Here is a 22,286-nt window from a genome sequence, read left to right as displayed (position 1 = left end):
GGCTGGCGGCGCGCCCTAGCCTGGCCGGGACGCCCCGGAGACCGGGGGGGGGGTTTCCGGGGGCGCTTGGTAGGGCTGCGGCTGGACGGGCATTCCCGGCCTCACCTTCTGGATGCCTTCGACGATGACGCGCTCGCCCGAGCGCAGCCCCTGGTCGATCACCCATTGCGATCCGACGCGCTCCCCGGTTCGCACCTTGCGAAATTCCACCGTGTTGTCCGGTTTCACGACGGCCAGCTGCGCCATGCCTTGCAGCTCGGTCACAGCGCGCTGCGGTACGAGCACGGCCGCGGGCTGGATGCGGGTCATGGCGCGCACCCGCGCGAACTGGCCCGGCCGCAGCAGATTCCCGGGGTTCGGAAACAGTGTCGCGAGCAGGATCGCGCCCGTCCGGGAATCGACCTGCCGATCGGCGAAATAGACTTGGCCGCGTTCGGAATGCAGCGAGTTGTCGGCCAGGATCAGCTCCATCCCGGTGCCGCGACCATCCGAACCGCTCGGGTTCGCGCGATTGAACGCGAGATACTCCTGCTCGCTGATCGAGATATACACACGGATCGGGTTGACCTTGGATACGGTCGTCAGCACGGCATCGCCGGTACCGGGTCCGACCAGATTCCCGAGTTGGGCTTTCGAGATTCCGGCGATGCCGTCGATCGGCGAGACGATGCGCGTGAATGCGAGGTCGAGTTGCGCCTTCTGCAGGCTCGCCTTGGCCGTCAGCACGTCCGCGGCGGCCGTGGACTCGCGGCCCACCGCCGCATCGCGATCCCGCACACTCACGGCATTCTGGGGCAACAGCCGGCGGATGCGCTCCAGTTCCAGCCGCGCCGTGATCAGTTCGGCTTCCTCGCGGGCCAGGGAACTCTTGGCCGCATCCACGGCCGCCTGAAAGGTCCGCGGATCGATTTCGTAGAGCAACTGGCCCTTCCGAACGAGATCGCCCTCGCGATAGTTCTGCTTGACCAGATAACCGGTGACCTGAGCGCGAATCTCGGCGTTGACCATGCCATCCAGCGTGCCTACCCACTCGCGGTAGATCGGCACGTCGCGCTGCGTGGCCGCGACCACCTCGACGGCCGGCGGCGCCGGCTGCGGAGGCGGCTTATCCGCAGTCTGGTCGCACGCGGCCAGCAGCAGGGGCACACACAGGCCCAGCTTTCGGAGCATGGACGGGAGGCCCTGCGGTCGCTGCCGATCCGGCAACGACCCCGGCAGAGTCTGGCGAGGTGACTCGCGGCGACGAACGCTCGGCACGGCCTCAGCGCGGCTCGGACGTGATTTCGTCACCGATGGTCAGCGAGGTTTCCCAAGTCGGCATAAAGCCACCGCGGGGCTTGAAGTAGCGCATGACGACCTGTGTCGACTTGCCCCGCTGTGTGAAAGTGGTCGCGCCACCGGTCTGCCCGCGGGTCTCGGCCTTGGACCATGGCGCCGTCAGGCAACCGGCAATCAAACCGGCATTTTTTTCGTACGTCGCGCGGGCTTCCGCCTCCGATCCGTCAGGCCAGGTGCAGGCGTAGTTCGTGCGGCCACCGACCCATTCCAACACATCGCACTGGGAATCCGGGAACACCGGCCGCGTTTCCCATTTCGTCATGCCGGAAAATGGGCTGATCGTCGGGGTCGTCTTGAACTTGCGGAAGCGGGTTTCCGACTGCGCGACGACATCCTTCAGCGAGGCGCACAGCTCGGCGGTCGTCGGCGGCGGTGCGGTTGTCTGGGAGGCGCACCCGGATAAGAGCAAAGAGCCCGCCAGCCCGATCGCGACAGCGGGAAACGTCAGACGAGCGCCGGAGGTTCGAACGAATTGCATGATGGATCCTTGTAATCGATTCTTGCGGCCCGATGCCGGACGGCGGCCACTTTACGGCGAAAAAATGCTATCACGTCGCGACGCACGGGGCCATGTTTGCCCTGCAGCCCATCCGCGTTGCCCTTAGCGCTCCCAGCGGCGCGTCAGTCCCTCCCGCCATCCGCCGCTGGTGCCGGACGCGCCCAGCGCCGAAACAGCCGCCGCAGGGCGGCGCCGAGCAGCTGATAGACCAGCGCGAAGCCCAGCGCCATTGCGCCGATCAGCGCGGCCGCGATCAGGAGCTTGCGATAGGCGTAGTCGACGAGATCACGGCCGCGGGTTTCGGCCTGGCGGGTCACGACGTCAAGTCGCTCGGTCAGGGTTTGGGCGTTCGCGGCGCCGATGGTCTGGTTGAACAAACCCAGCAGTTCGGCGAGGCGCTCGGAGGTCTGGCTGATCTGCGCCGCCGCGGCGGTGTACTCGGCAATGCGGAACGGCTCGGCGTTCGGGTCCGGCGGCCGGGCGTTCAACTGCGCCATTACGACCTGGAACGACTTCAAGGTCGCATTGGCCGAATCGGCCATCTGCTTGCCGGCCGTCAAGGCTTGCTTTGATTCGGCTGCCAGCGTCGTCAATCCCTGGCGCTCAGATTTCAGCGTCTCGACCAGTTGCGCGCGTTCATTGCTGATCAACTCGGGCAGTTGCTGCGACAACAGGCTGACACGCTCGGCCGATTCCGACATTTTCGTGGTGTCCGCCAGGAGTTTCGAAATCTCCGGCACCTCCACCGTGTTCAGTGTGAAATATTCGGTTTCCCAGCGAATCAGCTCGGGCAGGTGCCGCGACAGGAACAAGGCCCGCTCGGCCATCAGTCGCGTCTCGGCGAGTTCCTTCGCCGCCGGGTCGAGCCCGGACAGCGGATCGATCATCAACAGGCTGAACACGCTGGCGGGAGCCGAGGAGGAACGGCTCCGGCTGAACTTACGGATCTCCGAAACGAAATCGAGATCCGCCATGTCGGGCGTGAAACGCAGCTTGGGGTTGCGGCCCAACCATTCCGTTAGGGCGGCGCGGAGTTCGGCCTGCTGATCGGGCGCAAGCACGGTTGCGCTGATGCGCCAGATCTCGGCTTCCGACTCCCGGAAAGCCTGCAACACCGGTTTGATGTCCTGGTTCTTGGACTGCTCCTTCCAGTAGTTGTCGACGCGCATCCGTGTCAGCGTGACCAGGACGACCATGTCGAGCAGATTCGCGTAGGCATTGGCCCCAGTCGTGATGGCCAGGACCTCGTTGGTGTACTGGATACGGCGACGGGTGAGCTCTCGTTTACCAATCGGCTTGCCGTCCCGCTGCAGCAACCGCATGTTGCGGGTCACCGCCTCCAGGTACTGATCGGCGAAGCGAATGACCTTCGACTGCACTTCGACCGGATCACTCTGCGGCTTCCGTACGAAAGGCAGCAGCGCCTGCAAGGCGAGGTCCGGGAGTTGTAATGTGCCCTTGACCAGGGTGCAGCCGCCGAGACCGGCAGACAGCAGCAGCCCGCAAGCGACAGCCGCAGGCTTCAGACCGCCCATCGCGCGTTCCCTGTCGTCGTCTGCAGTATGGTCACGCCCCCCCATCCTCGCATGGCGTCGTCTCTTCGCATGAATTGCTCCTGAGGTACCGCCGCGCAAGGCGACAGCGGCCGTTCGGCTTCGTCGAGCCAAAGCCGGCAATGTACTGCGGAACCGCGTGACGCGCCATGGAGGGCAGAACCGGACCCGGGGCACCTCCTGCCGGCGGCGGTACCGATCGGCTTTGCGGCGCACCCCGCACAACTCGACCCGACGCGTGCGATCCCGTATGCTTTCCCGCCTGACCTCGTCACGACGGGATCCCTCCGGGGACTTGCCGGCCTCCCGTCAACCCTGCACCTACTAGCGAGACTCGCCGCCATGACTTACTGCGTCGGATTGTGCCTCGACCAAGGGCTGGTGATGGCGTCCGACTCACGGACCAACGCCGGGGTCGACTACATCTCCTCGTTCAGCAAGCTGCACGTGTTTCAACCGGCACCGGATCGGCTGTTCGTGCTGCTCGCCGCCGGCAGCCTTGCGACCACACAGGACGTGCTGAACCGGATACGCCGCGACCTGGATTACGCCGAGAATGCGCGGGCCCAGGGACTGCAGCCGGGTGTCAGCCTGCTCACGGCGAATTATCTCTTCGAGGCGGCCGCCTATATCGGCCAGTTGATGGTCGCGGTCCAGAACGACTACGGTCCGGCCCTGCGCCAGGCCGGTGTCAGTCCCGAGGCCACCCTGATCCTGGGCGGCCAGATCGCCGGGCAGCCGCACGGTCTGTTCCTGATTTATCCCCAGGGCAATTTCATCTCGGCCACCCGCGAGACTCCGTATCTGCAGATCGGGGAAAACAAGTTCGGCAAACCGGTTCTGGATCGTTTCGCCAATCAGGAGCTGTCGCTGGAACACGGCGCGCGCCTGTGCCTGGTATCGCTCGACGGAACCGCGCGTTCCAACCTCACCGTCGCGCCGCCTTTCGAGGTGGCCATCTATCCCCGCGATTCGCTGGCGCTGTCGCACCGCCTCAAGTTCCTGGCCGACTCGCCGGAACTCGTGGAATTGTCCCGCAGCTGGGAACAGAGTCTGGCCCGGGGCTTCCGGGAACTGCCCCGGTTTGCCTGGGAAGACTCGTCGTCGCCCGCTTGATGCGGTCCGGACTCAGAAAAAATCGGTGAATAACTGCAGCTGATACAGGGTCCCGCTCTCCCCGGCCCGGTATCCGGTCAGCAGATTCTGGGCTGGCGAGCGGTTGACGTTCAGCACCTCGAAGGTCATCCGCCAGTCGCGGGACGCCCGCAGATACCAGTTGACCCCGCCACCGACCTCGTACCCGCCGCCGAAACGACCGCTGACGAAGGAACTGCGCGCAAACCCTTCGAGCCGGCCCGGAATCACGAAATAAGCGGTCTGCAACAGGGCTCCGTGGTCGAACAACGAGTCCATGGGCAAGGTACCGCCGCGGTAATCGAAGCCGTCGAGCCACCTCAGGAAATACTCGCCCGACAGGGTGAAGCCGCGATACTTCAGGGCAGCGTCGAGCGCCCACAAGTTAACGTTCGCTTTCGACAATTCGACCCCGGGCGCCAGCGCGCCAGGCCGGAACAGCGGTGTCCCGTCCGATAGACGCAGGATGGTGTCCTCCGGGTTCCCGTTCTCGGTCGCGCCGAAGCCCTGATTCGACTCGCGGGAAAAGGCGAAGCTGGTGCCGAGACGAGGACTCGGGCGAGGATGGTGCTCGATATCCGACGGCCCCGGCCCGAAGGACCCCATCGGCTCCCACCAGACCGTACCGCCGAAGGCGATCGAGGTCCCGATTCGGTCCACGCCCTGATTGAACCGATTCAGTGAGTTCGCGACCATGGCCACGTAGTGCACATTGTCGAACGGCTCACCCTGCGCCCAGACCCCCGGACTGATATTCGGGCGGAAAAAGGTCGTCGCCATCAACCGGTCCGCCCCCAGCGTGTAGCGGAAGGATTCGAGCCACTCGCGCGTGCCCGGCACGATCCAGTTGCCGGCCCGGAGGTCGAAGGCACGGTTGAACCGGTAATTTATCCATCCCAGGTAGACCGTGTTGTTGATCGCCGTCGACGAAAAGATGTTCGCCGTGAATTGCAGGCGCGGATCCAGCGCATACCCCGAGAACTGGATGAAATTGCGGGTCAGTTCGAAGGAATCGAAGCTGCTCAGCGGCTGGAGGTTGCCGGCGCTATCGATCCAGTAGTCCTGATCGCGTGCGAAGTTCGTGTAGCGGATCTGCGTGAACAGATCGGCCCGCAGTTCGAAAGGCATCGGCCCCTGCTGGCGCCGGGCGACGACGATCTGACCCGCCGGATCGTCCTCGTCGGCATCGATGATGGCCTGCTTGGGCGGCTGGGGCCGGGCCGGCGGTGGGGCCACGACGACCGGCCTGGTGGTCAAGCTGGGCGGTGCGCGGGACGCCGAATCCACCGAGAGCGGATCCCCTTGGCGAGCACTCGCATCGGAATGACCCTTGGCGCCTTCGACCAGTTGCCTTGCCAGCGAGTCGTTCTGCTCCGCCAGCCGCGCGTTCTGTTCCATCAGCTTGGCGTTTTGTTCGGCCAGGCGCGCGTTCTGCTCCTCCAGTCGTTTCAAAAGCTGGCTGACCTGTCCGACGGAGATGGGCGCGTCCTCCGCGCGACCTGGGACGTCCCGCTTCCGCGCCGTCACGGGACCCGACTCGGCCGCCACCGCGTCCGGTCCGACCCTGAGGGACAGGGACAGCAGGATCGCTGCCAGCGTGAGCGACGCACTCCACCAACGGGAGCGGGGGGCACGGTGGCATGCCGCCGTCGCCGACAGATGCCCGTTCATGCGCACGAACCGGCAATGTTGAAGCGCTTCCCTGCGGTCGAGAGGTCGAGTGCCTGCACCGGCGCTACCCTGTGAACGCTTAGCGGATCGGCGTCATGACGCCCAGACCGACCAGGCCCATCAGCACCAGTTCGACCGCCAGAGCCACCAGGATGACGCCCATGACCTTGCCGACCACGCTCAGCGCGACCGGGCCGAGCATCCGGGCGATGGCCTGGCAGGCGCGCAGGCAGAGGTAGTTCACCGCCATGATGGCCAGAATGGCTCCCAACAGATACAGCAGCGCCCAAAGATCGTCGCCGGCCTGCGCTACCAGGGAGACGATCGCGATCAGCCCCGACACCGAGGCCAGCAGCGGCACCGCGATCGGATAGGCCGCCAGCTCCAGCGAAGGCGCGTTGGAAGTGGCTACGCCGTCACCGGCCCCGCTGTCACTGCTCGCCCTGCCGCCCATGACCATCTCGATCGAGAACAGCATCACGATGATGCCGCCGGCAATCTGGAATGCCGGCAATGACACCCGGAACACGAGCAGGATCAGTTCACCCAGGACGGCGAAGACGAGGCAGACACTGGTCGCAATGCGGACGGCCCGCCCTGCGAGTTGCTTCAGGAAGGCCGGGCTGGCATCGCCCGCCAGCGTGGCGCAGACGATCGTGGCCCTGAGCGGTCCGATCGTCGCGAATAGCAGCAACATCGCTTCCGAAGGGTTGAATTCCATGCTCGATTCCCGCCGCCGTTGTGCCATGCGCAGAGCCCTGCACGCCGGGGCCCGTGTCCGCTGCGTTCGCGTGGGGGACTGCTCTGGCCGAACTGGCCGGTAAGCCCATGCCCCCAGCGTGCCACCGCCACGCTATCACAAGCCGCGGGGCGGTACTGCCTTCCGCCGGGGCGTGGCGGAAATTCACTGTTTGAAACTAGTTCTTCGGAAAAAACCGGCCCTGCAGATAGGCTCCGACAAAAATGCCGACCAGGGCGATCAGCAGCGGCCAGTTTCCGGCACCCAGCCCTGCAATCGCGGGACCCGGGCAGACGCCGCACAGTCCCCAACCCAACCCGAACAGCGCCGCCCCGATGATCGTGCGGCGGTCGAGAACGCTCTCGCGTTGGGCGAACGTTCCACCCAGCAGCGGCTTCGACAGCAGGCGCGGAGCGATCTGGTAGCACGCGAGCGCCACCACCACGGCCCCGCCTAGGACCAGCAACAGCCCGAGATCCCGGAACAGCAGGAAATCGATGACGATTTCCGGACGGATCATCGTGGACCAGGCCAAACCGAGGCCGAACAGGGTTCCCGCCACGAGCGCGGCCAGCCAGCGCGGCGCGGTCATGGCATGCCTCCCGCCCACTGCACCAGATGCGCCATACCGATCGCCGTCGCGAGAAAGGTCAGCACCGCGAGCAGTGACGGCCATTGCAACGACGCCAGACCGCAGATGCCGTGTCCTGCCGTACAGCCGTTCGACAGGCGCGCACCGAAGCCGATCAGAACGCCACCCAACAGCAGCCGCCAAGCGGCGACCCCGGTCTGGAAGGGTTCGCCGTAAACGGCAAGGTAAAGGGCAGCGCCGAGCACCAGTCCCAACGCGTAGACGGCACGCCATGCGCGGGTGCCGACGAAGCGGGCCTGCTGAAAGAAGGGTCTTTCGACGACATACGACAGGGTCGACGTGAAGAAGGTGCTCGTCCCGCCGATCAGTCCGCGGAGCACGAACAACAGGCCGACCCCGCCGCCGATCAGCATGCCACCGATCAGGTAATGGGCCATTCCTCTCGGAAAAAAACTCTCGATCATCGCCGATTGATTGCTCCTCGCTGGGTGGTCAGTGCGCGGCCCGCGCGCTCGCGCCGGCGTCGGACTCGTACCGGTGGGTCAGGCGGTAATGCGCTCCGGCGACGGGGTCGTCCAGAACCGGTTCGCCGGAGAAACCGCGCTTCAACGCATCGTGGATGGCCCCGATGTGCTCGGTGTCGCCGATCGTGACCAACTGTTCGACCCAGGTCTCGCGCGGCATCACCCAGATCTCGCTGGCGATGACCTGATAGCCCAGCGACAGCGCCCGATCGACCTGCGCGCGCAGATCCGCCGCCTGTTGCTCAGCGGACCAGTCGGGATGGCGGATCAGGGTCTCGGCGACCGAGATCCACTTGAAGCGCGGGGCAGGACTCGGAGCCGCCGAAAGCCCCTCGACTCCCGGGTTGGTCGCACTCCAGGTCGCCCACTTCCAGGGAACTTCGAACTCGAAGCCGCGGTACAGGAAGACCGTGTGCGCGGGATCGAAGTGCTGTTCCAGACGCGCCAACAGCGACAGGTAGCGGGTGTCCCCGCCCCGCCCCTGGGCCAGCACCGAGGCGTTGTAGACCAGCGGCAGCAGGCACAGCACCGCGGCCAGCGCCAGGCGCCACGGAGCCGGGCCGGGATTGTGGGTCCCGGTCAGGGGATCCCCCTGTCCGGTCAACAGGGACATCATCACGGCCCACCCGAGTATGACCCACGGCATCACGGTCAACTGCATCTGCGGATCGTGCGGCTGGGAGTACAGGTTGAACACCTGGCCCGCGCAAAACGTGCCGCCGAATACGATCAGGTGTGCGACGACGCAGGGCTCGCCGCGCCGTTTCCAGGCATAGCGCAGCGCGCCCAGTGCGAGCACGATCAGCAGCAAGGTCCCGACCCCGGCCTCCAGCACATGGGCGAGATGTCGGGACCAGTGGTCGGACCCGATGAAGCGTCCGCCGATCAGCGACTGCACCATGCCGACCCAGGCAAGCTTGACCTTGACCCAACTGAACCCCGCCCAACCGGTGCCGAGGCCCTTGCCGGTCCAGAACATCTGCTGCAGGCACTCGGCTGTCCGGGTACAGGTGCCGCGCACCATCAGTGACGAGGTCAACAGCAGCGGCACGATGGTCAAGCCGGCAGCGAACAGTACCACCCGCCGCAACCGCGCCGTCCAGCGTCGGGCCGACAGCCACAGCGCCAGCAGCATGGGCGGCACGACGGGAAACATCAGCCGCCACTCGAACAGCCAGCCCACCGAGACGACCAGGGCGACCAGCACGATGCGGGTCGGGCTTGGGCGGCCGAACCACAGGGCCCCCAGCATCATGCCGGTCAGCGTCCAGACGTAGCTGGGCATGATGTCTTCGTTGATGACGGCCAGCGCCAGAAAGAACCCCGTGCCCAGATAGAACACGGCGGCCAGCACGCCGATCAGCCGGCTGCGGAACGCCGTCGCGATCCAGAGGTAAATCAGCCCCACACCGATGGACGCGAACACCGTATTGAGCAGCGCCATTTGCCGCCATGTCTGGCCGACGAAAATCCCGAAGGCATCGAGCAACCGGCACAACAGGCCATAAACCGGGAAATACAGCAGATTGGCGAAGTCCACCGGCGCCGTGGCGGGGCTGTTCGCCCACATCCGTACGTAGACGCTCTTCCAGAGCCCGTTGGCATTGATGACGAAGCAATTGTCGAGGTATTGCAACAGACTGACGAGCAGAACGAGCGTCACCCCCGCCAGTATCAGGGCTTCGGAGATCCGCGCGTCGGGGGACGGCTCGCCTTCCGGCATGACGGTGTTATAGGGGGGGGCGGCAGTGATCATCGCTGGGGTCGGCCTCCTGCACGATCGCCGGCGGCAATTGGGCCGAAAGGTTCGCCGGTCGGAGACCGTCAAGAGTATCAGAAAAGCGCGGCCACAGCGCCGCCATGCAGGGCGGGGGATGTGCTGCCGTTCCGGGATGAGGCGCTGCGGATCGAAGGGAGCTGACGCTCAGCTCCGACCGGGCGTTCCGACCGCGCTCGTCTCCGAACTGGCTGATAGCGCCAGCCCTCGCATCCACTCCCGCGTCACCTCGATGGTCCACTCGGGCTCATCCAGCGGCAGGTCGTGACCTGCGGTCGGATGGCGCAACGGTTCGAGTTGCCAGATGCGCGCGAGAGCGTCGGTGCAGCCCGGCGACACCATGCGGTCGCCCTGCCCGCTCAGCAGCAGCACAGGGACGGGCGGCTTTTCGAGGCTCGGCCGGAAGCGGGAGGCAGCCCACAATTGCCGCAACAGCGTACGCCCGCTGACCGGATGACGGCGATAGGCATCGACGCGAGCGGCGATCAGTTCGGGGCTGAACGAGGCAGCATTGCTGGTGAGCCTCAGGATCTGTTCTTCCCGGCGCGCGACATCCCGTTCGAGGGCCATGCGCAGCATGTCCGGCAGCACCCGCCAGTTCAGACGCTCGTGCAGCGGGCTCAGACCGCCCAGGCTGGTATTGATCAGCACGACGCCGGCCAGCTCGGCCGGATGTCGGCGCGCCCATTCGATCGCGACCATGGCCCCAAGGGAAACCGACAGCACGAAGAGCGGCGCGCCCGACAACGCGGCCGACCGCTGCAGCGCCTCGGCCCGTCCCGCTTCCATGATGCCGGCCACGGAGAAGGGACTCAGGGTCTGCCAATGCACGCCCGTTCCCGGAAAATCGACGGAGTAGCACCGAGCCCCCGGCACGCTGGCGGCGAACCGCTGCGGGAAATCGTCCCAATGGGCACTTTCGCGCACCAGACCGCGCAGCAGCACCCAGCGTGACGCATTGGCCTCATTTTGCATACCAGAGTCCCACGGCATGGCCCATCAGTCGCTCGCGGCTTCCATCGCCCATCGCGGCCCAAGGCTCGGGTGACTGCACCGCCCGGTAAAGAAAATCGAACAGATGCAAATGGCGCCGCAGAGCGCGCTGTTCACGGTGGGGCAAGTGGGGGTTGAACGCGCCTAGCCGGTCGAACAACTGCCACCAGTTCTTTCGGACCCAGACCCATGAACCCAGTTCCAGCGTGAACGGAATGAAATGGCCGGGCGCCCCCCGCGCGTGATAGTCGTCGTAGAGGTAATCCCACAGATCACCGTGGGTGACGTATTGCCGCGACTGGGGCTCGACGCAATAGATATGGTGCGGGTAGGTGCTGTCCAGCAATCCCTTCAGCGCCAGGACCTCGGGCACGCGCGGGAAGGGGTCGCGCGTCCGGGCGTAGGGAAACCAGATGCGGTCCCTGTTCCCGTAGCCGGAATGCACGTCGACCACCAGGGCGATCGAGGCCGGGAAAATCTCCTCGCGCACCAGCTTGCAGACGGCCTGGGCCTCGGCCTCCATTGGCGCACCCGCTGTGCCCTGGTACCAGGGCAGACGTGGTGAGATGCTGTGCCCGGCGAACAGATGCCATCGCCCTATCCCATCGGCCCGCACCGGCGAGTTCCGCATCAGATCGACGCCGTTGCCATTCGAGCGACGCTTCAGCAGCATGCCCACCGGATTGACCAACGGGAACAGCACGATCCGTGTGGTCTTCAGCATCTCGCGGGTGATACGATCCCAGCGCGCCAGCTCGCTGAGCGTACGCAGGTAGGACAACACGATGCGGGTGCCGATACGTTCGAGGCCGTGCACGCCGCCGAACAGGGCCAGCACTGGCGCCCTGGGATCGTCCGGGCCGAAGGCCACCGAAATCAGGGGGAAGGCGCGGCCCCGGTGCGCGATAGTGTCCAGCACGTCGACACGCGCCAGGCCGTGCAGGTTTTCGGTCAAGTCCAACAGATCCCGCATTTCCGGAAAATCCATGCCGCCGGCCATGGCTTCGCGCATGGCCTCGGCGACGGGTGAGCGGAATAGCGGGCTCGTGACGGCAGGAACGGCGTTCAATGGGCTCGGCGACCTCCTGAAAGGCTGGGAAATTGAGGGGAACGGTTTGATAGAACAAGAATTCTACGGCGCTCCCGGGCGACCGCAAGTTACAGTGCAGCGAATCTGCGGAGGCGATGGGTCGATCGGCATCCGCTCTGCCGGCGGGGAGTTCGGGCCATGATCCGCTTCGGTATCGACCTCGGCGGCACAAAGATCGAGTTGCTGGCCCTGAACGGCACGGGCGAAGCCCTATGGCGACGGCGGGTACCGACACCCAAGGGGGACTATTCGGGCACGCTGCAGGCCATCGGGCAACTCGTCACCGATGCCGAAACGGAGTTGGGCGGCCAGGGGAGCATCGGAATCGGCACCCCCGGTGCGATTTCGAAAGCCAGCGGCCGGATGAAGAACTGCAACTCGACCTGGCTGAACGGGCAGCCGCTGCTCGAAGACCTGCAGCAACTGCTGTCCCGACCGGTACGGATCGCGAACGATGCCGACTGTTTCGCGCTGTCGGAAGCCGTGGACGGTGCGGCGGCCGGCGCGACCACCGTGTTCGGCGTGATTCTGGGCACGGGTGTCGGGGGCGGTATCGTGGTCAGAAACCGACTGCTGGACGGGCCCAATGCCATTGCGGGTGAATGGGGCCACAATCCCCTGCCCTGGCCGACCGACGCCGAACGCCCGGGCCCCGACTGCTACTGTGGCCGCTCCGGTTGCATCGAGAGCTTTCTGTCCGGCCCGGGATTGACGCGCTGTCATCGCGAGCGGACCGCCGAGACGCTCGAGGCTTTTCAGATCGTCGAACGCGCGGATGCCGGTGACCCGTCCTGTGGTGCGACGATCGAGATCTACGAGGACCGCCTGGCGCGGGCGCTGGCGCACATCATCAACATTCTCGACCCGCATGCGATCGTGCTGGGGGGCGGCCTGTCGAATTGCGCGCGCCTGTACCGCTCGATCCCGCTGTTGTGGGAGCGTTATGTGTTCTCCGATCGCGTGGACACGCGCCTCGTGCCCCCCCGTCATGGCGACTCCAGCGGGGTCCGAGGCGCGGCCTGGCTGTGGGAATATTGAGCGGCGGGTAGGCAGCTGTTCACACGCCTCTCGCGGGAGCGGGCCGGGAGGCCGAGCTAGGCCGCGAATCCGTCGCTGGAGGCTGGCCCGCGGGTTTCCGCCCGCAGACGGTCTCTCCGTCCCGGCCCTCTCCCACGACCAAGCATGGTCAAAGCGGGAAGTGGAAGTCCCGACCTTGCCACCGGACGTCTCCTGTCAGGGGGAATTAGCGGGGCGCGGTCCAGAACGTGCCGGCCGGCATTGCGGCACCTGCGAACGTCTCACCGCCTGCCTCGCGCAGCAGGGCGAACAGTCGTCCAGCCGCCTCGGCCTGGCGCTCGGGTGGGTCGCCCACCCCGCCTTCGCAATAACGCTGGCGCAGCAGCACGATAGCCTTCGGGTTGGTTTCCTGCGTCAACGGCACGATATGCTGCCACGCCGCATCGTTGTCACACAGGCGCGCATGCGCGCTGCGAAACCGTTCCAGCAACGCATGCAACGCCTCCGGATGCTGCTTTGCCCACGACTCCCGGAACACGAAACCCAGATTGGCGAGGTCGGCGTCCACACCGAATTCCCGCAGCAGGGCGCGGCCGTCGAGCAGCTTTCGGAAACCCTGCGCTTCGAGCTTCACCGCATAGTGCCAGTAGTTCAGCAGCGCATCGATGCGCCCCTGGGTCAACTGCTGGTTCAGCAGCGGCGGCGCCCCAAATACCGGTTCGATGGCCTTCTCGGCGTCCAGCCCATACTTCCGCTTGGCCAGCAGCTTAAGCATCAGCCAGTTCTTGTCGAGCCCCCCACCGACCACCCCGAGTTTTTTCCCCTTCAAATCCCCGACGTCCCGGATCGCCGAGTCCGCCGGCACGACCAGCGCGCCGTGCATCGTCGAGTAGGGCACGAAGGTGAAATCCAGACCCTGGCTGCGCTGGCGGGCGACCCAGATCCAGTCGGCGACGATGAGGTCGACTGCCTTGCCCTGCAGCGCGACTTTCCCGGCCTCGGCGCCGGCCAGCACCGTCGGCACGATGGCCGGCGAGCCGGTTGGCGCCGGGGCTTCCGCTTCCATCGCGGCGAGTTCCCAACTGACGGTGCCAAAGGCGAGCACACCGATACGAACGGGCTCGGGCTTTGCCGGCACGCCTTTCGCCGCAGCGCCCCCTGCCGCGAGCAGCGCCATCAACGCGCCAGCCAGAAGCCGGCGACGCCCGAGGCCGATCACGCGGCAGGCAGCGAGACGGTCAGCCATTTAGCGCAGTCCGCCGTAGTAGTTGCCCAGCACGTCGATCTCCTCGGGAGACAAGCGCTCCGCCATGATCCGCATCCTGCGGTAGATGTCGTTGTGGCGCTGCCCCGACTTGTAGGCCAACAGCGTCTCCTTGAGATAGGACGCCTTCTGACCCGAAAGGCGCGGCGTATCGACCGGCTCGCCCTGCCCATGGCCACCGTGACAGATGCCGCACGGCGCGATCAGGCGTTTGCTGTCGCCGTCGACGACCAGCCGCGGCACATCGCCCCGGCCCTCCGGCATCTGCACCGGCGCCTGCTGGCTGTACCACTGGGCAATGTCCGCCATGTCCTGATCGCTGAGCGCAGCAGCGATCCCCGTCATGATCGGATGAGGACGGCCACCGGCCTTATAGTCCTGCAACTGGCGATACAGATACGTCGCCAGCTGTCCGTTCAGGTAGGGGAACGGTGTGGCCGCATTAGCGGGCTCCGCACCGTGACAGCCTTGGCAACTGGCCGCCTTGGTCTGACCCCGCGCGGGGTCGCCGCTCTTCACCAGATTCAGCGTCTGCGGCGTCCACGCGATGCGGGTCGACGGCTCGGCTGCGGCGACGGCCGACAGGCCCGGCAGGATCAGCCACGCGAGTGCAATGAAAGTTCTCATCTCAGTACCCCCATGCCGACGGACTGAATGAGTCCATGAAGAAGAACTGCCCGATAGGCACGGCGAAACTGACAATCATCAGCACCAGGATCACGCGGTTCCATAGCCCGAAGCCGTTCAGCATGGCGGGAAGCTTTACGACCGGGTGCAGCGGCTCGGCGTAGGCCACGGCCCGGTCCGGTTCCTCGGCTCCCTTGGTCTGGGTCTGGAACAGGATGTAGACGAACAGCAGCGCAGAGGCGAGCAGTACGCAGCCACCCAGGATCATTGCCAGTTCGTAGGGATCCCACGCCAGTGTCAGCAGCGTGTTGTAGGTGACGTCGGAGATCCGACGCGGCTGACCCAGCAGGCCGAGGACGTGCCACGGTGTGGTCAGAATGGCCATGCCGATGAACCAGGACCACAACTGCAGCGTTGGCAGCGAGGCCGAACACAGTTGCTTGCCGGTCAGTTTGGGCCATAGGTAGTAAGCGATCGCGAAGTACATCGTGATCACCGTACCGGCAAAGATCAGATGAAAATGACCCGGCACCCACGCGGTGTTGTGGACCATGGTGTTCATCGCGTAGCTGGCGTTGATCATGCCCCCGAAGCCGCCGAGCATCAGCATCAGCAGCGACAGGATGGCCGCCAGCACCATCGGATTGCGCCAGGGCAGAGCACCGATCCAGCCGAACAGGCCATGTCCGCCGCGCTTGCGTCCGGCGACTTCCAGCGACGCGATGACCGTGAATCCGGTCAGCAGGGTCGGGATCGCCACGGCAAAGGTGCCGATGCCATGCGCCAGCTTCCAGCCGGCCGCCTGCTCCGGATCGACATACAGGTGATGAAAGCCGATCGGCAGACCGAAAACCATGATCATGATGAACGACACCCGCGCCAGTTCGTCGCTGAACAGTTTCCCGCCGGCCGCCGCCGGCACGAACACGTAGAACGCGATGTAGGCCGGAATCAGCCAGAAATAGACGATGGGATGCAGCGTCCACGCAAACAGCGTACGCGCCAGACCGACATCGATCGTGTCCATCAGGCCCAGCGCCCAGGGCAGCAACTGGAAGAGCATTTCGAGCGCGACGCCGACACTCGTCCACAGCCACAGGATGGCATTGGCCGCGTTGGCGTACATCGGCAAGGGCACGGTTTCACCCGGATGCGCCACCTTCCACTGGTGCAGCATGACCAGCATGATGCCAGCCCAGAACCAGGATCCGACCACCAGCAAGGTCGCGCCGAGATAGAACAGCACGTTCGCCTGCACCGGCGGATAGAACGTATACAGCACCGAGGCCTTGCCCAGCAGCAGCGGGATCGCGGCCATGACCGTGCCACCCAGTGCGATCCAGTAGCCGGTCTTGGCCAGCGGCTTGTTCCAGATCGGCATTTTCAGGCTCGTCGTGGCCACGTAGTAGCCGAACCCCATGATGAAGAAGGTGGTCAGCACGTAGGCCATCAAGACCCCGTGGGTGCTGACCGATGCGAAGTAGACCGCCGGCGACTGGATCGCCGGGATGATGCCGCTGCGTTCCAGCACCTGATAAACGCCAAGCACACAGGCCAGCGCGAAGGCGGCGAAGGCCACCCAGAAATGGTCGATGACGAACCGTCGTGCTTCCTGATCGCTCATGGCTTGCTCCCCTGTTGCTCAGCCGCCGCAACGCCGTGCCATTCTTCCTTGGCAACGACGGTCACTTTGCTCCACATGTGGTCATGACCGAGACCGCAATACTCGTTGCACAGCATCGGGTAATCGCCCGGCTTCGGGAAAGTCGTCGTGATCTGGGAGACATAACCCGGCACGACCATCGTGCTCATGTTGGTCATCGGGATATGCGCGGCATGCAGCACGTCGACGCTGGCCATCCGGAACGTGACCGGGGTATCGGCAGGAATCTCGATGTGGTTGGGATAGAAACCATAGCGGGCTGCGACCAGCGTCACACGGAGCGAACCGTCAGGCTGCTGCCGCACCCCCAGTTTGTCCTCGGCGAACTCGTCGCCCAGATGCAGGCTGGCCGAGTCGACGGTTTCGACGTTGCTGGGCGGATGCACGCCCTCCGTAATCGCGGTCAACACGATCGATGCCACGAACAGGCCGACCATGCCGAGTGATACGTAAACCCATTTTCTTTCGAGTGGATTGATATGCATACCCGGCCTCACTGCACGACGCCGCGTGGCAGAAAGATGCCGAAATACAGGAAGAGCCACCCCGCTGTCATCGCCGCGCCGACGATACAGAGCAGGGCCCAGGTTCCGACAGGCGATGTATGATCGCCCGGCGCTTCTTCGTGATGCTCAGGTGCAGGCATAACCTTCTCCGTTCTTGTAATTGCAGTCCCCGCTCGGCTCGCGCGGCGGGCTGACGGCAGTCTAGCGGATGCCCGGATGCGCCGGCTAGTCTTTCCTCAGTGTTCACAAGGGAATGCCTCGTTTCCTCGGGAAGAGGCAACGGGAGGGCGTGCCGGTCGGGACCCGCAGCGCCCCTGGAGGCCGTTTCCGGGAGGACGACGGTGAGGTCGGAACCGTTGGCGTCCGCTGCCTTCCAACGGTTCGCTCGCGACGGTGTCGAACGGACTGACAGCCCGTGCGCGGGCCGGACGAGCCGGGTGGCGGGTCACCACGACCCCGACGGTTGCCGCTACGCCCGGGGGTCGTCGCTAGCCGCCGGACCGGTAGAGCGAGAAATCGCGAATCACCTGGGCAAACGAGCGCGTGTGCATCTTTTTCAGGATGCTCTCGCGATGCTTTTCGACCGTTCGTTCGCTGATGGCCAGATCGGTGCCGATCTTTTTATTCGACTGGCCCTGCACGACGCGCACGAGGATCCCCTGCTCACGCTCGGTCAATTGGTTGAACAATTTATTGAACGTCGTCTTCGCCACATCGCGGACGCGAGTTTCCTCGCTGGCGCGCAACGCATCGCGCACCCGCTCGAGGATCTGCTCCGGCAAACCCGGCTTCTCGATGAAGTCGAAGGCGCCGCTCTTCACGGCCTGAACGGCCATCGGTATGTCGCCATGCGCCGTCAGCATGATGACCGGGAGGTGGCGGCGTTCCACCTGCAGTTGCCGTAACAGGCTGAGCCCGCCCATGCCGGGCATGCGCACGTCGAGCAACAGGCAGCTGGCCTCGGATGCGTCGGGATGTGCCAGGAAGTCCTCCGCGCTCTTGAAGGCGCGCGAACGCAGGCCGATGGATTCGACCAGCCATTGCATCGACTCTCGAATGTCGCGATCGTCGTCGACCACGACGACCGTACCTTCACACTGCACAGTCAGCCTCCTCGCGGCGCAGCGGCAGTGTGACATGAAATGTCGTGCCTTCGCCATGCACTGACTCGGCCTCGATCTCTCCGCCGTGAAGCTCGACGATGCTGCGGCAGATCGCCAGGCCAAGCCCCAGGCCCTCCGGCTTGGTGCTGACGAAGGGTTTGAACATGCGATCCTCCAGTCCGGACGCAATACCCGAGCCCGTATCCGCAACATCGATCCTCAGCGCCGCCGCGTCGATCTGCCGCGCGGACAGCGTCAACACCCGTCGCGAGCGAAAGGTGTCCCGCATCGCCTCAACCCCGTTGGTCACCAGATTCAGGAACAACTGCTTCAGCAGGACCAACTGGCCCCAGACCGGCGGCAGGTGCGGCGGCAAGTCGACGACCAAGCGTACCCGCCGCAGCTGCAGATCGGGCGACACCAACTGCAGCGTCTCCTCGAACAACTGATCGATGGTCACCCAGGCTGGTTGAAAATCGTGTTTCCTGACCAGATTGCGAATGCCCGAGATGACGCCTGCGGCGCGATCCGACAGCCGCAGCGCCGAATCGATGATCTGCTGCAATGGCGGGTGATCGGCCAGCACAGGCCCGAACCGGAGTTTGGCGCCGCCCAGATAGTTGCTCAAAGCCGCCAGCGGCTGATTCAGCTCGTGCGCCATCATCGCAGCGATTTCGCCCGCGGTCGTGAATTGCTGCGCGTAGGCCAGCTCCTCGTTCTGCTCGGCGAGTCGGCGTTCGAGTTGCTTGCGCGCCGTGATATCCATGTGGGTGCCGCTCGCGCGCAGCGGCGTTCCTCCCGGTTCCCGCTCCATGACGCGACCGCGGGACAGCACCCACAGCCATTCGCCGCCACTCGTGACGAGCCGGTGCTCGGCCTCGTACAACGGCGTCAGACCCCGCAAATGCTCATCCAGCAGGGCCTGCACACGCGGCAGGTCATCCGGGTGCACCAGCTTTTCCCACTGCTGAAAATCGGACCGGATCTCGGACGGTTCGTAGCCCAGCATCGTTGCCCATCGCTCGCTGAACACGATCCGACCGGTGGCCAGGTTCCAGTCCCAAGTCCCGAGATCGGACCCCAGCAGGGCCAGTTCCAGACGCTTCTCGCTGTCGCGCAGGGCGGCTTCGGACGCCTTGCGCAGGGTAATGTCGCGCACGAGGCCGACGTAATTGCCGCTATCCGCGCTGGAGAACCGACCGACCGCAATCTCGAGCGGGAAAGCCCCGCCGTCCCGTCGGCTACCGCTCAACTCCCGGACGACATTCTCGGCATGCCACTCGAAGCCCGGGTCCGGAATCAGTCGAGTCATTTCCTTGCCTACCAGCGAGGTCCCCTCATAACCGAACATCGAAGCCGCTGCCGGATTGGCGGTCTCGATCCTGCCATTACCGTCAAAAACGATGATGCCCTCGATGGCGGTGTCCAGTATCGCCCGCAGGCGGGCCTCGTTCAGACTCAGTTCGTGCTGGATCCGCTCACGTTGAGCGGCTTCCACACGCAGCCTTTGCACCGCCTGTCGCCGCTGCTCGGCCTCCTGGCTCAGGTCGCGGTTCAACGCGGCGAGCTGAGCCGGTCCCGGCAGCGCCAGCGCATGCGGGATCAAGCGCCACAGCAGCACCGCCGTGGCCAGCGAAATGCCCGCCGTCAACGCCTTCACCGTGCCCTGAAGAACGTAACTGGGGTGCCAGAGGGTCCATACATCGAGCATGTGGTTGGTACCGCACGCCAGGATGAAAGCCGCGAACAGCAGGACCATCCAGCGATATGCGAGGTCCGCTCGGCGCCAGGCGAAATAGGCCAGGCCGAAGGGAATCGAATAATATGAGAAGGCAATCACCGAATCCGACACGGCGAACAGTCGCAGCAGATCCCGGTTCCACAACAGGCAACTGGCATGCGGAACAAGGCCTTGCGTTGCCGACCAATCAAACAGACCCGATGTCATCAGCAAACTCCGTCTGGGTGCAGGTACAGACCGACCTCCGTGCTTCTGAAATGCGCCCTCCGATCATAACGCGACGCAGCTTCGTGGATCGAGACCTCGGCGGCGCGATCACGAGAGTCCCGCTCCTGACCGTGAACGCGCCTGTGGTTCCCCGTGCGGGCTCAGCCAGGCGGTAGCATGAACTCCTGCGCGATCAACTCGAACGCATTGCCTTCCGGATCGCGGCAGAAAATCGCGGGCCGACCAGTGGCACTGTACGTGTAGGGCACTCCGGCCCCATCCAGCTTCGCGCGCATGCCGTCGATGTCGTCGATCAGCAGCGCGACATGACGGTCTCGACCGCCGTGTTCAGGACGCACTGCATCGACATCGGGATTCGGCAGCGCCAGCAAATGGATCTGCTGCGCGCCGATCTCGTACCAGACACCGTCGTACTTCAGCTGAGGCCGCTTCGGACTGGGTTGCAGGCCGAGAATGTTCTCGTAGAAACCTCGGGCGACGGCGAGATCGCTGACCAGCAACGAGGTGTGATGCAATGCGGTAATACGTGCCATGGGGATGAAACCTCCGTTCAGTTCAGTTCCGGATCGTATTGCAGACCGCGCGCCGGATCATCCGCAACGGAGCTTCGGCACGGCCGCCAACAGCCGGCGTGTGTAGGGATGGGCAGGCGCGAGCAGAACCTGAGCCGTGGGGCCCTGCTCGACGATCCTGCCCTGAAACATCACCGCGACCTCGTGCGCAATTTCGGCCACGACGCCCAGATCGTGCGTGATGAACAGATAACTGAGCCCCAGCCGTCGCTGCAAGTCGACCAGCAACGCGAGTATCTGGGCCTGCACCGACACGTCCAGCGCGCTGGTCGGCTCGTCGCAGACGAGGAGCCTGGGCTCGACCGCGAGGGCGCGGGCGATGCAGATCCGCTGCCGCTGTCCACCGGAGAATTCATGCGGATAGCGGCTTCGCGCATCGGGCGGCAATCCCACGGAGACCAGCAGCGTCTCCACCCGCTCCCGGCGCGACTCATGTCCGATCTCGGGACGCAGGGCTCGCAGCCCCTCCTCGATGATGTCACCGACCAGCATACGCGGATTCATCGCCGAAAAAGGATCCTGAAACACGATCTGCATCTGGGCCCGCAGCCGGCGCTGCGCGTCGTCACTGCCCGGACGCGAAAGATCCACCCCGTCGTAGCGAAGCTCACCTTCGTTGTGGTCGATCAGTCTCAACAGCGCCTTCCCGAGCGTCGTCTTGCCGCAGCCCGACTCCCCTACAAGAGCCAGTGTCCGCCCCCGCGGCAGCTCGAGAGACACGCCGTCGACGGCCCGGACCTGATCGACGATGCGCTGGAACACACCCTTCCGCACCGGATAGTAGACCTTGAAATCGCGCACTTCGAGCAACGTCGGGGGCGGCGCATCGCCCCCCGCGTCGCGGTGGTCGCGGCAGGCGCTCAGGCGCGGCAGCCGTTCGAGCAACTGGCGGCTGTAGGGGTGCTCGGGCCGGGCGAAGAAGCGCTTGCAATCGGCGGTCTCGACGATTCGTCCGCTCTGCATCACGGCCACGCGATCGGCCATTTCGGCCACGATCCCGAGGTCGTGGGTGATCAGCCACAAGGCCATGCCCAGGTCGCGCTGCAGGGTCTTCAGCAAGACCAGTATCTGGGCCTGCAGCGTGACATCAAGCGCGGTGGTCGGCTCATCCGCGATCAGCAGTTCGGGTTCGCCGGCCAGGGCGATGGCAATCATGACCCGCTGACGCATACCGCCGGAGAGCTGGTGCGGGTAAGCCGACACCGCCCTCCGCGGCTCCGGCAGGCCGACCTGTTCCAGCAGTTCCAGCGTCCGGTCTACGGCGGCGCGGCCCCGTCGCAGACCATGCCAGGCCAGGACCTCGCCGATCTGGGTTCCGACGGTCAGGACGGGGTTCAGCGAGGTCTGAGGATCCTGGAAGATCACCCCGATGCGGCGGCCCCGCACCCGGCCCATCATCAGTTCGGGCAACTGCAGCAAATCCTCGCCGGCGAGCGCCACCGAACCGGACAGGATGCGCCCGTTCTGCGGCAGCAGCCGCAGTACTGACAGCGCCGTGACCGACTTTCCGGAGCCCGACTCGCCGACCAGCGCAAAGGTCTCCCCGGCCTCGACCTGGAAATCGATGCCGTCGACCGCCCGAACGACTTCCCCGCCCTGAACGAATCCGGTGCGCAGGTTCGCGACCTGCAGCAGTGGCATCGACGCCGCGCCCA

Annotated in this window: 21 protein-coding genes; 2 read left to right on the top strand and 19 right to left on the bottom strand. The window is 65.2% G+C overall.

Annotated elements, in window-relative coordinates; genetic code table 11:
• Positions 1-15: 15 nt before the first annotated feature.
• The 3 genes from BWR02_RS04895 to BWR02_RS04885 all read right to left on the bottom strand — a co-directional run bounded on the left by BWR02_RS04895 (position 16) and on the right by BWR02_RS04885 (position 3,372).
• Positions 16-1,170, bottom strand: coding sequence for an efflux RND transporter periplasmic adaptor subunit (locus BWR02_RS04895; RefSeq protein WP_139556636.1), 1,155 nt, complete (start codon positions 1,168-1,170; stop codon positions 16-18).
• A 91-nt stretch (positions 1,171-1,261) separates the two neighbouring features.
• Positions 1,262-1,816, bottom strand: coding sequence for a hypothetical protein (locus BWR02_RS04890; protein ID WP_139556635.1), 555 nt, complete (start codon positions 1,814-1,816; stop codon positions 1,262-1,264).
• A 143-nt stretch (positions 1,817-1,959) separates the two neighbouring features.
• Positions 1,960-3,372 carry a hypothetical protein gene (locus BWR02_RS04885; protein WP_139556634.1) on the bottom strand — a complete coding sequence of 471 codons (1,413 nt, stop codon included), beginning with the start codon at positions 3,370-3,372 and terminating at the stop codon, positions 1,960-1,962.
• Between the two features lie 360 nt (positions 3,373-3,732).
• On the opposite strand from BWR02_RS04885, the gene BWR02_RS04880 reads away from it, so the two are divergent.
• Entirely contained in the window at positions 3,733-4,506 is a 774-nt protein-coding gene (locus tag BWR02_RS04880) for a proteasome-type protease (RefSeq protein ID WP_139556633.1), read from the top strand.
• A gap of 12 nt (positions 4,507-4,518) precedes the next feature.
• Here BWR02_RS04880 and BWR02_RS04875 read toward each other — a convergent pair whose 3' ends face one another.
• The 7 genes from BWR02_RS04875 to BWR02_RS04845 form a co-directional block, all read right to left on the bottom strand.
• Positions 4,519-6,195 (bottom strand): cell division protein ZapB, encoded by a 1,677-nt coding sequence (locus BWR02_RS04875; RefSeq protein WP_139556632.1) that lies wholly within the window; start codon positions 6,193-6,195, stop codon positions 4,519-4,521.
• Positions 6,196-6,274: 79 nt separating this feature from the next.
• Positions 6,275-6,916 carry a MarC family protein gene (locus tag BWR02_RS04870; protein WP_162560017.1) on the bottom strand — a complete coding sequence of 214 codons (642 nt, stop codon included), beginning with the start codon at positions 6,914-6,916 and terminating at the stop codon, positions 6,275-6,277.
• 196 nt (positions 6,917-7,112) lie between these two features.
• Entirely contained in the window at positions 7,113-7,526 is a 414-nt protein-coding gene (locus BWR02_RS04865; RefSeq protein ID WP_139556630.1) for a DUF6691 family protein, read from the bottom strand.
• On the bottom strand, positions 7,523-7,990 hold the full coding sequence (locus tag BWR02_RS04860; RefSeq protein WP_139556629.1) for a YeeE/YedE family protein: 468 nt from the start codon (positions 7,988-7,990) through the stop codon (positions 7,523-7,525). Before BWR02_RS04860 ends, BWR02_RS04865 begins: the two co-directional genes overlap by 4 nt.
• A gap of 28 nt (positions 7,991-8,018) precedes the next feature.
• Positions 8,019-9,806 (bottom strand): glycosyltransferase family protein, encoded by a 1,788-nt coding sequence (locus BWR02_RS04855; RefSeq protein ID WP_139556628.1) that lies wholly within the window; start codon positions 9,804-9,806, stop codon positions 8,019-8,021.
• A gap of 168 nt (positions 9,807-9,974) precedes the next feature.
• The gene (locus tag BWR02_RS04850; RefSeq protein WP_139556627.1) at positions 9,975-10,802 is read right to left on the bottom strand and encodes an alpha/beta fold hydrolase; all 828 of its coding nucleotides are present in this window, start codon (positions 10,800-10,802) and stop codon (positions 9,975-9,977) included.
• On the bottom strand, positions 10,792-11,889 hold the full coding sequence (locus tag BWR02_RS04845; protein WP_236101928.1) for a M14 family zinc carboxypeptidase: 1,098 nt from the start codon (positions 11,887-11,889) through the stop codon (positions 10,792-10,794). Before BWR02_RS04845 ends, BWR02_RS04850 begins: the two co-directional genes overlap by 11 nt.
• Positions 11,890-12,048: 159 nt before the next feature.
• On the opposite strand from BWR02_RS04845, the gene BWR02_RS04840 reads away from it, so the two are divergent.
• Positions 12,049-12,948: an ROK family protein gene (locus tag BWR02_RS04840; RefSeq protein WP_139556626.1), complete on the top strand. Its 900-nt coding sequence runs from the start codon at positions 12,049-12,051 to the stop codon at positions 12,946-12,948.
• Between the two features lie 205 nt (positions 12,949-13,153).
• On the opposite strand, the gene BWR02_RS04835 is transcribed toward BWR02_RS04840, so the two are convergent.
• From BWR02_RS04835 to BWR02_RS04800, 9 genes are all read right to left on the bottom strand, one after another.
• Positions 13,154-14,173, bottom strand: a complete 1,020-nt coding sequence (locus tag BWR02_RS04835) for an ABC transporter substrate-binding protein (RefSeq protein ID WP_139556625.1) — start codon at positions 14,171-14,173, stop codon at positions 13,154-13,156.
• Entirely contained in the window at positions 14,174-14,818 is a 645-nt protein-coding gene (locus tag BWR02_RS04830; RefSeq protein WP_139556624.1) for a c-type cytochrome, read from the bottom strand.
• A gap of 1 nt (position 14,819) precedes the next feature.
• Positions 14,820-16,442 (bottom strand): b(o/a)3-type cytochrome-c oxidase subunit 1, encoded by a 1,623-nt coding sequence (locus BWR02_RS04825; protein ID WP_139556623.1) that lies wholly within the window; start codon positions 16,440-16,442, stop codon positions 14,820-14,822.
• Positions 16,439-16,966 carry a cupredoxin domain-containing protein gene (locus tag BWR02_RS04820; RefSeq protein ID WP_129882259.1) on the bottom strand — a complete coding sequence of 176 codons (528 nt, stop codon included), beginning with the start codon at positions 16,964-16,966 and terminating at the stop codon, positions 16,439-16,441. The genes BWR02_RS04825 and BWR02_RS04820 overlap by 4 nt, the downstream gene beginning before the upstream one ends.
• 8 nt (positions 16,967-16,974) lie before the next feature.
• Positions 16,975-17,127 (bottom strand): hypothetical protein, encoded by a 153-nt coding sequence (locus BWR02_RS21050; RefSeq protein ID WP_165370037.1) that lies wholly within the window; start codon positions 17,125-17,127, stop codon positions 16,975-16,977.
• Between the two features lie 348 nt (positions 17,128-17,475).
• Positions 17,476-18,090: a response regulator transcription factor gene (locus BWR02_RS04815; protein ID WP_162560016.1), complete on the bottom strand. Its 615-nt coding sequence runs from the start codon at positions 18,088-18,090 to the stop codon at positions 17,476-17,478.
• Positions 18,080-20,038 (bottom strand): PAS domain S-box protein, encoded by a 1,959-nt coding sequence (locus BWR02_RS04810; protein ID WP_139556621.1) that lies wholly within the window; start codon positions 20,036-20,038, stop codon positions 18,080-18,082. The genes BWR02_RS04815 and BWR02_RS04810 overlap by 11 nt, the downstream gene beginning before the upstream one ends.
• Before the next feature lie 161 nt (positions 20,039-20,199).
• Positions 20,200-20,592, bottom strand: a complete 393-nt coding sequence (locus BWR02_RS04805; RefSeq protein WP_139556620.1) for a VOC family protein — start codon at positions 20,590-20,592, stop codon at positions 20,200-20,202.
• Positions 20,593-20,649: 57 nt separating this feature from the next.
• On the bottom strand, positions 20,650-22,272 hold the full coding sequence (locus tag BWR02_RS04800; RefSeq protein ID WP_139556619.1) for an ABC transporter ATP-binding protein: 1,623 nt from the start codon (positions 22,270-22,272) through the stop codon (positions 20,650-20,652).
• Between the last annotated feature and the right edge of the window lie 14 nt (positions 22,273-22,286).

Origin of the sequence: Methylotetracoccus oryzae, from assembly GCF_006175985.1 — a bacterium.
GTDB classification, from domain to species: Bacteria; Pseudomonadota; Gammaproteobacteria; order Methylococcales; family Methylococcaceae; genus Methylotetracoccus; species Methylotetracoccus oryzae.
The sequence above is the reverse complement of the archived record's forward strand: the minus strand, read 5'-3'. Positions and strand labels throughout refer to the sequence as shown.

Excerpts from the sequence above, each read along its gene's own strand:
- BWR02_RS04895 (WP_139556636.1), bottom strand. The coding sequence starts at position 1,170 with ATGCTCCGAAAGCTGGGCCTGTGTGTGCCCCTGCTGCTGGCCGCGTGC.
- BWR02_RS04880 (WP_139556633.1), top strand. The coding sequence starts at position 3,733 with ATGACTTACTGCGTCGGATTGTGCCTCGACCAAGGGCTGGTGATGGCG.
- BWR02_RS04825 (WP_139556623.1), bottom strand. The coding sequence starts at position 16,442 with ATGAGCGATCAGGAAGCACGACGGTTCGTCATCGACCATTTCTGGGTG.
- BWR02_RS04840 (WP_139556626.1), top strand. The coding sequence starts at position 12,049 with ATGATCCGCTTCGGTATCGACCTCGGCGGCACAAAGATCGAGTTGCTG.
- BWR02_RS04830 (WP_139556624.1), bottom strand. The coding sequence starts at position 14,818 with ATGAGAACTTTCATTGCACTCGCGTGGCTGATCCTGCCGGGCCTGTCG.
- BWR02_RS04875 (WP_139556632.1), bottom strand. The coding sequence starts at position 6,195 with ATGAACGGGCATCTGTCGGCGACGGCGGCATGCCACCGTGCCCCCCGC.
- BWR02_RS04890 (WP_139556635.1), bottom strand. The coding sequence starts at position 1,816 with ATGCAATTCGTTCGAACCTCCGGCGCTCGTCTGACGTTTCCCGCTGTC.
- BWR02_RS04800 (WP_139556619.1), bottom strand. The coding sequence starts at position 22,272 with ATGCCACTGCTGCAGGTCGCGAACCTGCGCACCGGATTCGTTCAGGGC.
- BWR02_RS04820 (WP_129882259.1), bottom strand. The coding sequence starts at position 16,966 with ATGCATATCAATCCACTCGAAAGAAAATGGGTTTACGTATCACTCGGC.
- BWR02_RS04810 (WP_139556621.1), bottom strand. The coding sequence starts at position 20,038 with ATGACATCGGGTCTGTTTGATTGGTCGGCAACGCAAGGCCTTGTTCCG.
- BWR02_RS04805 (WP_139556620.1), bottom strand. The coding sequence starts at position 20,592 with ATGGCACGTATTACCGCATTGCATCACACCTCGTTGCTGGTCAGCGAT.
- BWR02_RS04835 (WP_139556625.1), bottom strand. The coding sequence starts at position 14,173 with ATGGCTGACCGTCTCGCTGCCTGCCGCGTGATCGGCCTCGGGCGTCGC.
- BWR02_RS04850 (WP_139556627.1), bottom strand. The coding sequence starts at position 10,802 with ATGCAAAATGAGGCCAATGCGTCACGCTGGGTGCTGCTGCGCGGTCTG.
- BWR02_RS04855 (WP_139556628.1), bottom strand. The coding sequence starts at position 9,806 with ATGATCACTGCCGCCCCCCCCTATAACACCGTCATGCCGGAAGGCGAG.
- BWR02_RS04860 (WP_139556629.1), bottom strand. The coding sequence starts at position 7,990 with ATGATCGAGAGTTTTTTTCCGAGAGGAATGGCCCATTACCTGATCGGT.
- BWR02_RS04885 (WP_139556634.1), bottom strand. The coding sequence starts at position 3,372 with ATGGGCGGTCTGAAGCCTGCGGCTGTCGCTTGCGGGCTGCTGCTGTCT.
- BWR02_RS04870 (WP_162560017.1), bottom strand. The coding sequence starts at position 6,916 with ATGGAATTCAACCCTTCGGAAGCGATGTTGCTGCTATTCGCGACGATC.
- BWR02_RS04865 (WP_139556630.1), bottom strand. The coding sequence starts at position 7,526 with ATGACCGCGCCGCGCTGGCTGGCCGCGCTCGTGGCGGGAACCCTGTTC.
- BWR02_RS21050 (WP_165370037.1), bottom strand. The coding sequence starts at position 17,127 with ATGCCTGCACCTGAGCATCACGAAGAAGCGCCGGGCGATCATACATCG.